Annotated in this window: 21 protein-coding genes; all 21 read left to right on the top strand. The window is 65.1% G+C overall.

What is annotated here, in order from left to right; genetic code table 11:
• Nucleotides 1-9 precede the first annotated feature (9 nt).
• Entirely contained in the window at nt 10-288 is a 279-nt protein-coding gene (locus HGP13_RS17690) for a helix-turn-helix transcriptional regulator (protein ID WP_172227705.1), read from the top strand.
• Entirely contained in the window at nt 285-806 is a 522-nt protein-coding gene (locus HGP13_RS17695; protein WP_172227707.1) for a hypothetical protein, read from the top strand. The genes HGP13_RS17690 and HGP13_RS17695 overlap by 4 nt, the downstream gene beginning before the upstream one ends.
• 111 nt (nt 807-917) lie before the next feature.
• Nucleotides 918-1427: a phage regulatory CII family protein gene (locus HGP13_RS17700; RefSeq protein ID WP_172227709.1), complete on the top strand. Its 510-nt coding sequence runs from the start codon at nt 918-920 to the stop codon at nt 1425-1427.
• A 41-nt stretch (nt 1428-1468) separates the two neighbouring features.
• The gene (locus HGP13_RS17705; RefSeq protein ID WP_172227711.1) at nt 1469-1717 is read left to right on the top strand and encodes a hypothetical protein; all 249 of its coding nucleotides are present in this window, start codon (nt 1469-1471) and stop codon (nt 1715-1717) included.
• 3 nt (nt 1718-1720) lie between these two features.
• On the top strand, nt 1721-2002 hold the full coding sequence (locus HGP13_RS17710) for a hypothetical protein (protein WP_172227713.1): 282 nt from the start codon (nt 1721-1723) through the stop codon (nt 2000-2002).
• A complete protein-coding gene (locus HGP13_RS17715) occupies nt 2002-2316 on the top strand; it encodes a hypothetical protein (RefSeq protein WP_172227715.1) in 315 nt (104 codons plus the stop codon). Before HGP13_RS17710 ends, HGP13_RS17715 begins: the two co-directional genes overlap by 1 nt.
• 104 nt (nt 2317-2420) lie before the next feature.
• On the top strand, nt 2421-2648 hold the full coding sequence (locus HGP13_RS17720; protein WP_246707456.1) for a DUF2312 domain-containing protein: 228 nt from the start codon (nt 2421-2423) through the stop codon (nt 2646-2648).
• On the top strand, nt 2648-3835 hold the full coding sequence (locus HGP13_RS17725; protein ID WP_172227719.1) for an MT-A70 family methyltransferase: 1188 nt from the start codon (nt 2648-2650) through the stop codon (nt 3833-3835). The genes HGP13_RS17720 and HGP13_RS17725 overlap by 1 nt, the downstream gene beginning before the upstream one ends.
• Nucleotides 3828-4130, top strand: coding sequence for a hypothetical protein (locus HGP13_RS17730; RefSeq protein ID WP_172227721.1), 303 nt, complete (start codon nt 3828-3830; stop codon nt 4128-4130). Before HGP13_RS17725 ends, HGP13_RS17730 begins: the two co-directional genes overlap by 8 nt.
• Nucleotides 4130-4420: a hypothetical protein gene (locus tag HGP13_RS17735; protein WP_172227723.1), complete on the top strand. Its 291-nt coding sequence runs from the start codon at nt 4130-4132 to the stop codon at nt 4418-4420. Before HGP13_RS17730 ends, HGP13_RS17735 begins: the two co-directional genes overlap by 1 nt.
• Nucleotides 4417-4713, top strand: a complete 297-nt coding sequence (locus tag HGP13_RS17740; protein ID WP_172227725.1) for a hypothetical protein — start codon at nt 4417-4419, stop codon at nt 4711-4713. The genes HGP13_RS17735 and HGP13_RS17740 overlap by 4 nt, the downstream gene beginning before the upstream one ends.
• Entirely contained in the window at nt 4710-5285 is a 576-nt protein-coding gene (locus tag HGP13_RS17745) for a hypothetical protein (protein ID WP_172227727.1), read from the top strand. The genes HGP13_RS17740 and HGP13_RS17745 overlap by 4 nt, the downstream gene beginning before the upstream one ends.
• Nucleotides 5282-5521 (top strand): hypothetical protein, encoded by a 240-nt coding sequence (locus HGP13_RS17750; RefSeq protein ID WP_172227729.1) that lies wholly within the window; start codon nt 5282-5284, stop codon nt 5519-5521. Before HGP13_RS17745 ends, HGP13_RS17750 begins: the two co-directional genes overlap by 4 nt.
• Nucleotides 5518-6339: an HNH endonuclease signature motif containing protein gene (locus tag HGP13_RS17755; RefSeq protein ID WP_210266308.1), complete on the top strand. Its 822-nt coding sequence runs from the start codon at nt 5518-5520 to the stop codon at nt 6337-6339. The genes HGP13_RS17750 and HGP13_RS17755 overlap by 4 nt, the downstream gene beginning before the upstream one ends.
• Nucleotides 6336-7526, top strand: coding sequence for a hypothetical protein (locus HGP13_RS17760; protein ID WP_172227731.1), 1191 nt, complete (start codon nt 6336-6338; stop codon nt 7524-7526). The genes HGP13_RS17755 and HGP13_RS17760 overlap by 4 nt, the downstream gene beginning before the upstream one ends.
• The gene (locus HGP13_RS17765) at nt 7501-8139 is read left to right on the top strand and encodes a transcription termination/antitermination NusG family protein (RefSeq protein WP_172227733.1); all 639 of its coding nucleotides are present in this window, start codon (nt 7501-7503) and stop codon (nt 8137-8139) included. The genes HGP13_RS17760 and HGP13_RS17765 overlap by 26 nt, the downstream gene beginning before the upstream one ends.
• A 365-nt stretch (nt 8140-8504) precedes the next feature.
• Nucleotides 8505-9107, top strand: coding sequence for a hypothetical protein (locus HGP13_RS17770; RefSeq protein ID WP_172227735.1), 603 nt, complete (start codon nt 8505-8507; stop codon nt 9105-9107).
• A 10-nt stretch (nt 9108-9117) separates the two neighbouring features.
• On the top strand, nt 9118-11100 hold the full coding sequence (locus tag HGP13_RS17775; RefSeq protein WP_172227737.1) for a terminase gpA endonuclease subunit: 1983 nt from the start codon (nt 9118-9120) through the stop codon (nt 11098-11100).
• A gap of 3 nt (nt 11101-11103) precedes the next feature.
• Nucleotides 11104-11298: a hypothetical protein gene (locus HGP13_RS17780; protein ID WP_172227739.1), complete on the top strand. Its 195-nt coding sequence runs from the start codon at nt 11104-11106 to the stop codon at nt 11296-11298.
• Nucleotides 11299-12813, top strand: a complete 1515-nt coding sequence (locus tag HGP13_RS17785; RefSeq protein ID WP_172227741.1) for a phage portal protein — start codon at nt 11299-11301, stop codon at nt 12811-12813.
• On the top strand, nt 12806-13435 hold the full coding sequence (locus HGP13_RS17790) for an HK97 family phage prohead protease (RefSeq protein WP_172227743.1): 630 nt from the start codon (nt 12806-12808) through the stop codon (nt 13433-13435). The genes HGP13_RS17785 and HGP13_RS17790 overlap by 8 nt, the downstream gene beginning before the upstream one ends.
• The last annotated feature ends 31 nt before the right edge of the window (nt 13436-13466 follow it).

A 13466-nucleotide genomic window follows, 5' to 3' on the forward strand; every position in this document is an offset into this window, starting at 1 on the left:
CCTTTTGCTATGATGTTTCGGGATTGGAGACTTGAGCGGAGACTTGGCCTGGGCGAGGCAGCGAGGCTGCTTGGCATCAAGGGCAAGAATCCCGGTGGCACCTTGGTGCGCATCGAGAACGGATCCCGTCAGCCGGAAGCCGATATGGTCGAGCGCATTCTTGCGTTTACAGACGGCGCGGTCACCGCCGCCGATATGCACGAAGTGCGCCTTGCCTGGTTGAAGGACAACCGGCCTGAGAAGTTCTCCGCGGCGCTGCCTGCGCCACAGACGGAGGCCGCGGCATGATCAAGCACCGCCTCGCTTCTCCCGCACTCGCCGATCGCGGCGCGCGTCTCGCCGGCGTCGGCTTCACCGAGCGCCTGGTTCCCCGTTCTGCGCAGCCCTCCCAAGCGTCCACCCCATGCGCAGAGCCTGCCGCGTCGCCCGCCCCCCGGGGCGACGCGGCCTTTCTTCACTTCACCGAGTCCTTGTCCGTGGGGGCACGCGACGGGGATAAAAGCGCGCCGGTGGCCCCTTCCGCCGGCGTGCTCTCGCTTTCCGACCACGTGATGATCCTGCTGCGCGCGGTGGCCAGCTACGAGCAATGCTCCAACGAGCAGGCCGTGGCGATGGCGCTCGCCGACTACGTCACCAAGATCGGCGCCGGGCCGCTGGCGCGCGCCGTCCTCGACGAGCGCGAGCGGCTTGCCGGCAAAAACATCACGGAGGATCTCGGCGATCTGCCGGACTTCGTCAGGAGTGACGATGTCCGCTTCGTCGAGGCGCGGAAAGCGCACCGGAATTTCCAGGGGATGCGGCGATGAACTTTTGTCACTGGGCATGCGGGCCTCCGTAGGTTTGTTGCTCGCACACTGAATCCAAAAAACCATTCCCACCACGGGAAACGCCGCCGGGATTTCCCGGCGCGAGAACGCATGACGCCAAGAGGACCTTTCGCCATGGTGCCGAACGCCAATGCCCGCCACTTCCAGCTCAAGGCAGCGCAGCGCGACCTGATCGCCGCCGCCGGCGGCATCGAGCGCGCAGCCGCCGTCTGCTCCTATTCGAAAAGCGAGGTCGGGCGCTGGAACAATCCCGACAGCCCCGACCTGATGGAACTGCCGGCGATCTTCGCGCTCGAGGAAGAAACCGGCCGCTTCGACATGAGCGAGGTGATCTGTGCCGCGCGCGGCCGCCGCTTCGCCGATGCCGAGCCGGCGATCGCCAACGGCTCGGTGATGGCCGCGCACGCCGAAGCGGTGGTGCGCATGGGCGAGCTGATGACCGAAGGCGCGCTTGCCTTCGCCGATGGCAAGTTGACGCCGGCCGAAGGCGCACAGATCGACCGGGCCGTTTCCAAGCTCGTCAACGCGGCCGCCGACTATCGCAAGGTGCTGGCCAGCGCGCGTGCCGCCGGCGGCCTGAAGGTCGTCGGTGGCGAATGAGGCCCCGCCTCAACCCCGTTTTCAACAAAAAGGAGACCGACATGAAAGCCGTTCTTGGAACCACGCTGCGCGACATCGTTACAGGTTTCTCAGGCGTCGTCGTTGGCCGGGTCGAATACCTCACCGGATGCAACCAGGCGCTTCTTCAGCCCAAGGTCAAGGAAGACGGGGCGCTGACCGATTCAGTCTGGATCGACGAGCAGCGCTTGGAAGCCGTTAGCGGTGTGGCGCGCGTGAAGCTCGACAACGGAACGTCGCCCGGCTTTGACCGGCCGGCACCGAAGCGCTGACGCATGAGAACGATCGAAGCGATGATTGCCGGGCGCGATGCGCCGCTGGCGCCGGGCTGCAACAGCCTTGGCCGCTCGATGCTGGAGCTGCGCAGCCATCAGTGCCGGTTTCCGCTGCGCGGTTCGGGCGCGGCCATGCGCTTCTGCGCGGTCGAGGTTGAGGTCGGCGCGTGGATGCCGGGCCTCAGCCTCGGCAGCTACTGTAGCTTCCACAGGGATTTTCTGCGTGGCCAGCCCAGTGTTGCTGAAGAGCGTGTCGCTGAAGATCGCAGCGAGGCTGCCTGATGTTCCAGCCGGTCGAGCGCAAGCAGTTTGCATTCAACGTGTCGCCGAAGGTGTTCGACGCCATCGGCAAGCGTGCCCGCGAGCAAGGCTTGTCGCCGACGGCCTATGCCAAGCTGCTGTTCGAGGCTGGCTTCGCCGCACTCGTCGGCCAGGAGCGCGATGCGCCGGTCGATGATGCCGAACTCGACCGGCAGGTGACGCTGGTTTTCGCCTGCGCGGGGCAGGGCGACATCAAGGCCATCGCCAAGGCGACCGGCGTCAAGCCGACGCTGGTCGAGCGCATTCTTGAGGCGTGGCGAAAGGCGGGCAAGTGAGCGACGATTACGATCCTTACTCGCCGCGCAGGCCGAAGGGCGAGCGCAAGCGCGAGGCGACGGAAGAGCTTCGCGATGCGGAGACAACCAGCACGGCGCAGACCGTGGCGGCCGGGCAGCTGCGCGCGCTGATCGAGCGCATCGAGCGGCTGGAGGAAGAGAAAAAGACCATCGCCGAGGACATCAAGGAAGTCTTCGCCGAGGCCAAGGGCACGGGTTTCGACACCAAGGCCATCCGCACCATCATCAAGCTGCGCAAGAAAGACCCGGCCGAGCGCGCCGAGGAAGACGCGATCCTCGACCTCTACAAAGCTGCGCTGGGGATGGTGTGATGAAATACCAGCTGCTGCCCCGCCTTTCTTCCGAAGAATTCGCCTCGCTCGAACGCTCGATCATCGCGCATGGCGTGCTGGTGCCGGTGGAGTATGACGAGGCCGGCGACATCATCGACGGCCATCACCGTGTCGAGATCTGCGAAAGCCTTGGCCTGGTCGACTGGCCGAGATTCGTGCGCAAGGGCCTGTCGGAAACCGACAAGCGGACGCTGTCGCGCGAACTGAACTTCGCCCGCCGCCACCTGACCACGGCGCAGAAACAGGCTGTCATCGCCGACCAGCTGCGCGACACGCCGTCGATCTCGTCGCGCGCCATCGCCGCCATGCTCGGCGTCCATCATTCGACGGTCCAGTCGGTGCGCAAGACGCTGGTCGATGGTGGCGAAATTAGCCACCATGACGAGGTCGAGGGCAGGGACGGTGTCGTCCAGCCGGCCCGCAAATCGATCAAGACCGCCTTCGTCCCCGACCGCGAGAATGTCGGTGAGTACATGAAGGGCGCGAAGATGATCCGCGCCGAAAAGCAAAAGGTCGCGCATACTGTGCGCCTGGCGCATATGGAGATGACTGCCTCTCGCGGGCAGGCCGCGGCGCCCGGCAAGGTCGGCGGAAAGTATCCCGTCATCTATGCCGATCCGCCCTGGCGCTTCGGCGTTCGCTCGGAAGTGACCGGTCGCGAAAAGAGCGCTGAAAACCACTATCCGACGATGGACAGCGCCGACATTGCCGGCCTGTTCCGCGAGATCGGCGAGCCTGCCACCGACGACGCCGTGCTTTTCCTGTGGGCGACAAACCCGATGCTGCATGACGGCCTGCGCGTCATGGCCGCCTGGGGCTTCGACTATGTCCATCACTGGATATGGGACAAGGAAGTCGCCGGAACCGGCTACTGGGGCCGCGACCGCCACGAGCTGCTGTTGATCGGCCGGCGCGGCAATGTGGCATCGCCACTTCCGGGATCGCAGCCGGAGACGGTCTATCGCGAACGCAAGGGCAAGCATTCGGCCAAACCGGATTTCTTCGCCGAGACGATCGAGCGGCTGTTTCCGTCGATGCCGCGGCTGGAACTGTTCTGCCGCCAACCGCGCCCGGGCTGGGATGTCTGGGGCTTCGAGGCGGGTCTGCCGGAAGGTCCAGTGGCCCTTCCGCCCGTCGAGAAGGCCGGGGAGCCGCGCGATGGCTGATCCGTTCGACCGCGCCCGCTTCGCCGCTTCGGTGCGCCGCCGCCTCGACGGCATCTCCGGCCGCCGCGCGGTCGATGCGTTTCCGGCGCTCAACATCGCCATGATCAGCCGCGCCAAGAAAGGCGAGAACCTGACCATCGGCAGTTTTCTGACGCTGTGCAAGGCACTGCGGCTGCGCCCGCTGGACTTCTACTTGGCCGGCGTGAAACGCCGCCGTGTGACGCGAAAAACCATTCTCGATCAGACTGTTACAGAGCGCGTTCCCCGTGAAACACGCCTGCTTGGGGGTGCCTGATGGCCGATACGATGTTGCCGATCCTCCGCCAGTTGCACGAAGCTGACGGCGACCGGAGCCGCGCGGACACACTGCTGCGTATGCCCGATTCGGTCATGCTGAAGTACCAGATGGTCATCGAAGGTGCTTGCCGGCGCGCGGGTTTTGAGGCCGGCCGAAATTACCTGGCGCTGCGCGTCTCGCTCTCGCTTGCCGTGCGTGATGCGGACGGCCTGCCGCCGACCGAGCTTTCGATCACTTGGGAACAGTACCGGCGAGCGCTCGTCGAGTTCGCGGCAGGTGGCAAATGACGGCGGTCGGCAAACAGATCGACCCCTTGGCGCGGGCGCTGGCCCCCGTCGTGCGCGAAATGCTGATGGCGGAGGTCGAGCGGGTCGCGGCCTCGTTGCCGGTGCCAAAGCCCAGGGATGCCAGCACCAAGGCCGACCGGGACATCATGGCGGCCTGCCTGGAGGTTGCTGAGGCGGCCGACAGACTGGCGCAGGCGAAATACGGCATCGGCGAAATCGTGGCGCGAACTAAGCTGGAGCGCGCCGGCGCCCATCTCGGGCGCGTCATGAAGAAACATGGGCGGATGCCATGAACGCCCAGGCCGCCATCCGCGACGACGACGGACGCATCGCCGATGCCAGAAAGCTGCGCGCAATCCGTTCCTCGCTTGAAGCGATCGCCCCGGCCGACTGGACGCGGGTGCATGGCGAGGCCGGCGCCTTCATCGAATCGCGTGGCGAGATGGGCGAGCTGTTCGTGTTGCTGCGCTTCGATGAGGCGACGCCGGATGAGATCGCCTTCGTCTGCGATGCCGCCGATACGGTGGATTTCCTGCTGCGGCTGGTCGACGACGCCTTCGACACCATCCGTGCACTGAAGGGCGAGCCGCCCCGCCGCAATCCACCCAAGGGCGCAGCGCAGGCCAGCGACTTCAAGAACTATTCCGCCGAATGCGCGATGAAATGCCAGGAGCCGGCCTTCAAGGTGTTTTTGAAAGAGCGGCATGGGCTGGAAGGCTCGATGACCGACGAGCGCGCGGTGCAAAAGGTGCGCTCGCTGCTTGGCGTCACTTCCCGAAAGGAACTCAACGAAGGCGGGCGGGCCAGCGAAGCGTGGAAAGCGCTGCGCGCCGATTTCGCCAACTGGCTGAAAGCGGAACGATGAAAAACAGGCTTTCCGATTTGAACAATCACCTGTTTGCGCAACTCGAACGGTTGTCCGACGAGGGCATGACGAAAGAGCAGATCGAGCAGGAGGCCACGCGCGGCGAGGCGATCGTCGCCGTCGCCGACCAGATCATCCGCAACGCCGCGTTGCAGATCAGCGCCGCCAAGCTGGTCGCCGAATACGGGAACGATCCGACGCGCTACCTGCCGCAGATCGAGGGCAAATCTTCATGAGAGGCGGGCGCATCATCTATAGCGGCTCCGAAATGGCGTGGCTTGAGAAGCACCGCACGATGGTCATCAGCGACTATCACCGCGCCTTTCAAGCCGAATTCGGCCGGCCGGATGTCTTGCAGGTGCACCTTCACGGCCTTCGCAAACGGCTGGGCTGGAAAGTCGGTCGCGATCCTGCGCGTTATAAGGGCAGACGCCTAAAGTACAGCGATGCTGAAATCGGATGGTTACGCGATCGCTGCACGATGGAGATCAACGCCTGGTGCGCGGCCTTCCGGGCGGAGTTCGGGCGGGACGATGTGACACCGGCCAAGCTGCACAGCATGCGAAAGCGTGAGGGCTGGAAGACGGGTCGTACCGGGCAGTTCGAACAAGGCTCGGTGCCATGGAGTAAGGGCAAGAAACTGCCTTTCAACCCGAACTGCGCCGAGACACAATTCAAAAAGGGGCAACGGCCACATACCTATCGTGGCGCCGGGCATGAGCGCATCGACTGCCACGGCTACGTCTGGATCGTTATCGATCAACCCAATCCTTGGACTGGCGCTGCGACATGCAGTGTCCACAAGCATCGTTGGCTTTGGGAACAAGCGAATGGTCCCGTGCCGGAAGGCATGGTGCTGAAGTGTCTTGGCGACAAAACGAACACCGATCCGGCGAATTGGGAATTGGTGCCGATCGGCTTGTTGCCGCGTCTCAATGGAAGGTCCGGGCGTGATTACGACCATGCTCCAGGCGAATTGAAACCGACCATCATGGCCATTGCCAAGCTGGAGCATCGAGCACGGACAGCGCTCAAGCTGGGGGCGGCGAAGTGAGCGCATTCCTGCTCGGCATAGGCTTTCGCGCCGACATGGGCACCTGCGCCAGAAAACTGGTGCTGCTGAAGCTGATCGACGCCTGCGAGGATGATGGTAGCCGCATCTTCCCGGCGATCTCGACCATCGCGCGCGCGGCGCAATGCTCTACGCGCCAGGTGCAGCGTGAGCTGAAGGCGTTCCTCGACATCGGGCTGATCAGGCTGGTGCGCGAGGGCGGCAAGGGGCCGCGCAGCACCAACGAATACGCGCTCGACCTCGACGTGCTGCAAGTGCTGGGCAAGGGCGGCTGGGCGCTGGTGGCCGGCGCTGAAAATAAGGGTGACACGGTGTCACCCTTCGATAGTGACGAAAAGGGTGACATCGGAGACACCGTAAGGGTGACACCGGAGACGGCTAAGGGTGACAAGCTGAGTCACCCAACCCCTCAAGACCCCTCCCTTGATCCCTCCCTCGAGAGAGAGCGCGAGCGGGAAGATCCGAAAAAGGTCGAAGAGGCGTTCTGGCGTGTCGTCAAGGACTGGCCGCGCTTCGCACCGATGCCGAAAGAGCCGGCCAAGCGGGCCTGGTTGAAGCTCGATGCGGTCGATCGGCTGGAGGCGGAGCGCAAGCTGCCGCTGTGGCTGGCGATGCTCAAGGCCAACAAGCGCGACCATGTTCCGGCGCCGGCGACCTACTTCAACGAAAAACTCTGGCAGGCCGTGCCGGAACCGGAGGCCGAGCGGGAGAAGCCGGCCTATGCCCCGGCCTTCGGGCCGGTCTGGGCGGCGATCCGCATGCGCGACCTGGTCACCGGACCGAAGGCACAGCCGGGCCCGCTCAAGGGCTGGGAAGAGCGGGCAATCGCCGAGGGCACGCTGAACCGTGAGGCGCTGGAGAAGGGCAACCGCATGCGGGCCGGATGGCCGATGGTCAACGCGTTGCATTTCGCCGCCGAGACACGCGGCCTTGGCATCCACAGCTTCGGTCCCGAGGAAGAGCGGCTCGGCAAGCTGTGCGAGTTCGTGCCGATCGGAACCGAATGCTGGGAAGCCTGGAAGGTCGAGCACGATTTGCGCGGCTGGCCATGGCTGCCAGATCCCGGAACGATGCGCGGTGTCTATTTCCCGGCTGGCGGGCCGGGCGGACTGGAAGCATTCGAAGCAGCACTGCGAGGGGATCATGATGCACAGCAAGCGGCCGAATGATGCGGTCAGGATAGGGCCGACCGACCGGCAGACGGCTGCCATCGATCGGGCAGTGGCGAATCGCCGGATGATCGGGCGCCAGGTCGAGGCGGCTGCGGCCGACGAGGGCAGGGCCTGGTATGCGATTCGCACGCGGGTCAATTGCGAGAAGGCTGTGGATAAGACGATGGTCGATGCGGGCATCGGCACATGGTTGCCGCTGCGCAAGGTCGAGGGAAAGGTGCGCCGCGGGCGCATGCTGCCAGCCTCATACCAGCCTGTGATCTGGGGGCTGCTGTTCGTCCATGTCGCCATGAATGGCGAGGCATGGCATGGGCTGATGAGCATCAAGCATGTGCTTGCCGTGCTCGGTGACGACAGCGGGCCGAAGCCTGTTATCGAGAAGGAATTCAATCGCTTCCGGTCGATGGTGACGCTTGGCGTGTACGGCGACAAGCCAGCGGGCTGGAAGCCAATGGTGGGTGAGTACGCTGTGATCGGGGCAGGGGCAGCGTTCGGTCAGGGTGCCATGGTCAACGGCTTCAAGGGCAGGCGTCGCGACCGTGTGCTGGTGACGCTGTTCGGTGGCTCGATGCCGTTCGAGGTGCCACTTGCCATTCTCGTAAAACCGTAATAGCGAATCCCACCCAGGACAAGCCGTCGACAGTGGAGCGCGTAACCTGCTCCCGAGACCGTGACACGGCCACGCCAGTGCGGCGTAGGATTGGTGCCGGACGGAACCAGGTGAGGCGAAGGGCGCGGCCCGGCATATGCTTCACCGCAATCGAAAAGATTCCGAAAACCTCCATCTCGCATCGCACCATGTTGTGCAATGCACCCACCGCACCGCACCCACCCCCACCCCTTTGGGTCCTTCCCGACCTCCAAAACGTATGCGGGACGGCGTAGCCCGAGGGTTCGCTAGTGAGAGGGTCCGTAAAGCTGGGTTTACGATGTTAACGATGACCGGTGAACGGTAAACCTCGGCAGGTTTCAGACATGCAATCCACTGCCGAACTGCCGACGCCCGTCTGGAAGTCGCTGTCCGAGATCGCGGTCATGCGTGGCGTCTCGAAGGTCGCGATCAAGAAGCGGGTCGACCGCTACGAGGCCGAGGGCCTGCTGACGACGCGCCGCAACGGCCGCGAGCGCCAGGTCGACCTTGCCGCCTTCGACAAGGCAATCGGCACCGCCGGCGACGCCTACCGCGAGCAGGCCGCCGAGACGGTGCGCGAGGAGAAGTCCGAGCCCGCCAACATTCCGAGCGCGCTGCGCGACGCCCAGACCGAGAAGGCGCAGTGGGAAGCGCGGCGCTCCGCCCTCGACGTCAGCGAGCGGCTCGGCAAGCTGGTGCCGGTCGCGGAAGTCGAGACCGCCATGGTGCGGGCCGGCGAGGCGATCGTGCGGGCGATCGAGCAGCTGCCGACATTCGCCGGCGAGATCATGGCGGCATCCCGCGACGGCGAGCCGGCACTGCGCCGCAAGCTGCGCGATATCAAGGATCAGCTCCGCCGCCGTGCCGCCGATGCGCTCACCCTGCAGCGCACCGAAGGCCATGCCGACGAGGAAGCCGGCAACGAGTTCGACTTCGGCACCGACTGAAGGACCATCCATGAAACTGAAGCTCAAGCGCTCCGCCCTGGCGGTGATCGCCGGCACGCTTGCCGCGCTGATCATGCCGCCCGAGCGTATGCTGCCCAGCGCCTCGGCCAAAGGGCTGATCGTGCCGGATGGCCCGCAGGCCAACGAGAAGTGGGACGCATCGCTGACGCCCTACATCATCGAGCCGCTCGACCTGATGGCGATGGACTCGGGCGTCAATGAATTCGATATCCGCAAGTCGGCGCAGACTGGCTTCACCACGCTGATCCTGGCCGCGGTCAAACACATCATCGAGCAGGATCCGTGCCGGGCGATGATCGTGCAGCCGACCTCCGGCGCGCTCACTGACTTCAACAAGGACAAGCTAGGCCCGGCGATCGAAAACACGCCGTCACTCAAGCGCAAGGTCAAGCCGCAGACCAGCCGCGCTGGTGACGCCTCGACCACGACATCGAAAGTCTTCCCAGGCGGCTCGCTGACGCTGGCGATCGCCTCGTCGCCGGCCGATCTGCGATCGAAGACGATCAAGGTCGCGCTGCTCGACGAGGTCGACGAGTATCCCGACGACCTCGACGGCCAGGGCGATCCGCTCGGCATGATCGAGGCCCGGCAGGAATCGTTCCTGATGTCGGGCGAGTGGAAGCGCGCCAAGATCTCGACGCCGACCGTCAAGGGCGCCTCGAAGATCGACGCTGGGTTCCACGCCGGCGACCAGCGCTATTGGCACATGCCGTGCCCCGGCTGCGCTGCACCGTTCAAGTTCGTCTTCGACCGCACCTTCTTCAAGTTCGAAGAAACCTTTCCTTACAAGGCCTATTACGCGACGCCCTGCTGCGGCGCGATCGTCGAGGCGTCCGACAAGGTCGAGCTGATGAAGAAAGGTCGCTGGATCGCTACGGCGCCGCGGCCAGGCGCGCATCCGAGCTACCATTTCGACGCGCTGACCTCGCCCTTCGTGCCATGGGAGAAGATCGCAGAGCGCTTCGTCAAGGCGGCCGGCGATCCGCTCAAGCTGAAGACCTTCGAAAACCTGACGCTCGGCCTGCCGTTCGAGGTCAAGGGTGACGCGCCCGACCACGCCAAGCTGATGTTGCGCCGCGACAAGGAACAGAAGCGCGGCCACATTCCGGGCGCCGGCCTGATCCTGACCGGAGCCGCCGACGTGCAGATGCGCGGCATCTGGTATTCGGTCAAGGCCTATGCGCCGGACGGGCAGAGCTGGGTTGTCGATGCCGGCTACCTCTCCGGCGAAACCGACGATCCCCACGCCGGCGCCTTCGCCGAGCTGGAAAAAATCCGCGTCACGCAATGGCCGGACGCCTACGGCCGCACCCGCACCGTCGACCTGTTCGGCGTCGACTCGGGTTATCGCAGCCATGTCGTCTATTCATGGGTGCGCGGCAAGGCGGCGACCTTCGCGCTCAAGGGCATCGACGGCTGGAGCCGCCCAGCGCTCGGCCAGCCGACGAAGGTCGACATCGACTTCAAGGGCGAGCGCATCCGCGGCGGCGCCATGGTCTGGGCGGTCGGCACCTGGCCGCTGAAGGGCGCCTTCTACGCGCAGCTGCGCAAGGAAGGCATCGCCGCCGGGCAGCCGGTCAATCCGGCCGGCTACTGCCACTTCGCCTGGTGGCAGGACGAGGTCTATTTCCGCCAGATCACCTCGGAATATCTGGCCACCGAAACCTATCGCGGCCGTGCCCGCCGGGTCTGGAAGATCCGTGGCGGCGAGGAAAACCACCTGCTCGACTGCGAGATCTACAATGCGGCACTGGCCGACTATCTCGGCCTGTCGCGGATGACATCCGACCAGTGGCGCACGCTCGCCGCCGATCGTGGATTTCCGCAGGATTTCGACTTCTTCGCGCCCGACGTCCTGCAGGTTCAGATGCGTGCTCCGTCCAAGTCGCAGGCGCGTGTGCCGAAAGGTCCGAAGCCCATGCAGTCGACGTCGGCACCTATAGCTGAAGAAAAACCCGCATTCTGGGATTGAGCCATGGCCTGGACGCAAACCGACATCAACGCCATCAAGAAGGCCATGGCCTCGGGCGTGCTGACCGTCAAGCATGGCGAGACGCTGACCACCTTCCGCTCGATGTCCGAGATGGAACGCGTGCTGGCGCGCATGGAAGCCGAGGTCAACGGATCGGCCGGCGGCGCGATGTTCACCGAATTCCATAGCGGTACCTGAATGAACGCGCTCGACCGCCTGATCTCGGTTTTCTCGCCGCAAGCCGGCCTGCGCCGCGCCGCCGCGCGCGCCTCGCTCGAAGGCTTCGAGCGCAGCTATGCCGCTGGTCAGTCCGGCCGCCGCAACAAGGGCTGGACAGGTCGCGGCACCTCGGCCAACGTCGAGGTCGGCCAGGCGCTGGCGACGCTGCGCAATCGGGCGCGAGAATTCGTCCGCGATAGCTGGGCGGGTCAACGCATCCTCGACGTGCTGGTCTCGCATGTCGTCGGCACCGGCATCACCGTGGTGCCGAACACCGGCTCCGACCGTTCAGACAACCAGTTCCGGCTGGCCTACGAGGAATGGCAGGCGCAGGCCGACCTCGAAGGCGTGCTCGACGCGCCGACCATGCAGGGCCTGGCCTTGCGCTCCATGGTCGAGGGCGGCGACAGCGTCATCCGCTTCATCGATCTGACGTCGCAGGAGGCCGATGGCAGCGTGCCGTTCAGGTTGCAGGGCCTCGAAGGCGACCAGATCGATGCCTCGCGCGACTATGGCCTTGCCGGTTCCAACACCAGGCTCGGCGTTGAGCTTGGCGACGGTGGCCGTCGCAAGGGCCTGTGGTTGTGGAAAAACCATCCTGGCGACATGTCGGTGTCGGCCTTGGGCGGCGGCTCGGCGATGGTCGACTGGAAGGATCTCTGCCACCTCTACCGGCCTCTGCGCTGGGGCCAGGTGCGCGGCATCACTTGGTTCGCGCCGATCTTGCTCAACGGCCGTGAGGCGCAGGATCTGTTCGATTCTGCCCTCATGCAGGCGCGCACGCAGGCCTGTTTCGCCGGTTTCCGCAAGTCCAATCCCGGCGATCCCAATCCGTTCGCGGTCAAGGATGCCGCCGATGGCTCCGGCGACAGCCAGAAAGTCACCCGCATCGAGCCGGGCATGATCGTCGACATCGGCAATTCCGACATGGTGTTCGCCCAGCCGTCGTCGCAATCGCAGTTCGGCACCGTCTACCTCGCCGCCATGCAGGCAATGGCCGCCGGCGCCGGCATCACCTATGACCAGCTGACCGGCGATCTGCGGCAAGCCAACTATTCCAGCCTGCGCGCCGGCAAGATCGATTTCCGCCGCCTGGTCGAGCAGATCCAGTGGCACCTGATGGCACCGCGGCTGGTGATGCCGACGACGCGCCGTTTCATCGATCGCGCCATCCTCGCCGGCAAGCTTCGGCCGCGCAGCGACGGCTATCCGGTCGACCTGATCATGCCGGCCAATGAGCCGATCGACCCCAAGAAGGACCTCGACGCCGATATCGCCGCCGTCCGCGCCGGCCGAATGTCTCCGCAGGAGTTCATCTCGGCATGGGGCCGCGATTGGAAGAAGGTGATCGCCGACACCGAGGCGTTCTTCAAGATCAGCGACAAGGCCAATCTCGCCCTCGATATCGACGGCCGCCGCCCGCTCAACGGCGGATCGGCGCCATCGCCACAGGATGGCGCCCCGCAAACCCCACAGGATGGCAACAATGACTGAGATCATCCGCCTGCCGCAGATGCTGCGCGACGCCGAGGTGCGCGCCGGATCCTTCGATGAAGCGACCAACTCGATCGACGTCATCTGGACCACTGGCGCCACGGTGCGGCGCTTTTCGTGGATGGATGGCGAGTTCGATGAGGAATTGATCGTCAGCGGCAACGCCGTACGCCTCGGTCGCCTCAATGCCGGCGCGCCGTTCCTCGACACGCACGGCCAATGGAGCCTCAACGACGTCATCGGCTCGGTGGTGCGCGGTTCCGCCAAGATCGAAGGTGGCAAGGGTGTCGCCACCGTCAAGCTGTCGGCCGCCGCCGACGCCGTCGACCGCGTCGCCCGCATCAAGGAAGGAACAGTCTCCAACATCTCGGTCGGCTACCGCATCCACGCCGTCGAACGCAAGGAAATGGATGGCAAGGTGCCGCTGCACCGCGTCGTCGACTGGGAGCCGTGGGAAATCTCGGCGGTGCCGATTCCGGCTGATCCCGGCGCGCAGGTGCGCAGTGACGGCGCCAAGCCGGAAACATTCGATTGCCGCGTCATGCGCACGCTCGCCGACGCTAACGAGGTCCGCCGCATCCGTCTCGGCATGCAGCAGCGGATGGCCGGTCTCGGCCGCTAGCACACCAGCATATCAACGGCCGCCTGCGCTC

This window comes from Mesorhizobium sp. NZP2077, assembly GCF_013170805.1.
Lineage (GTDB): Bacteria > Pseudomonadota > Alphaproteobacteria > Rhizobiales > Rhizobiaceae > Mesorhizobium.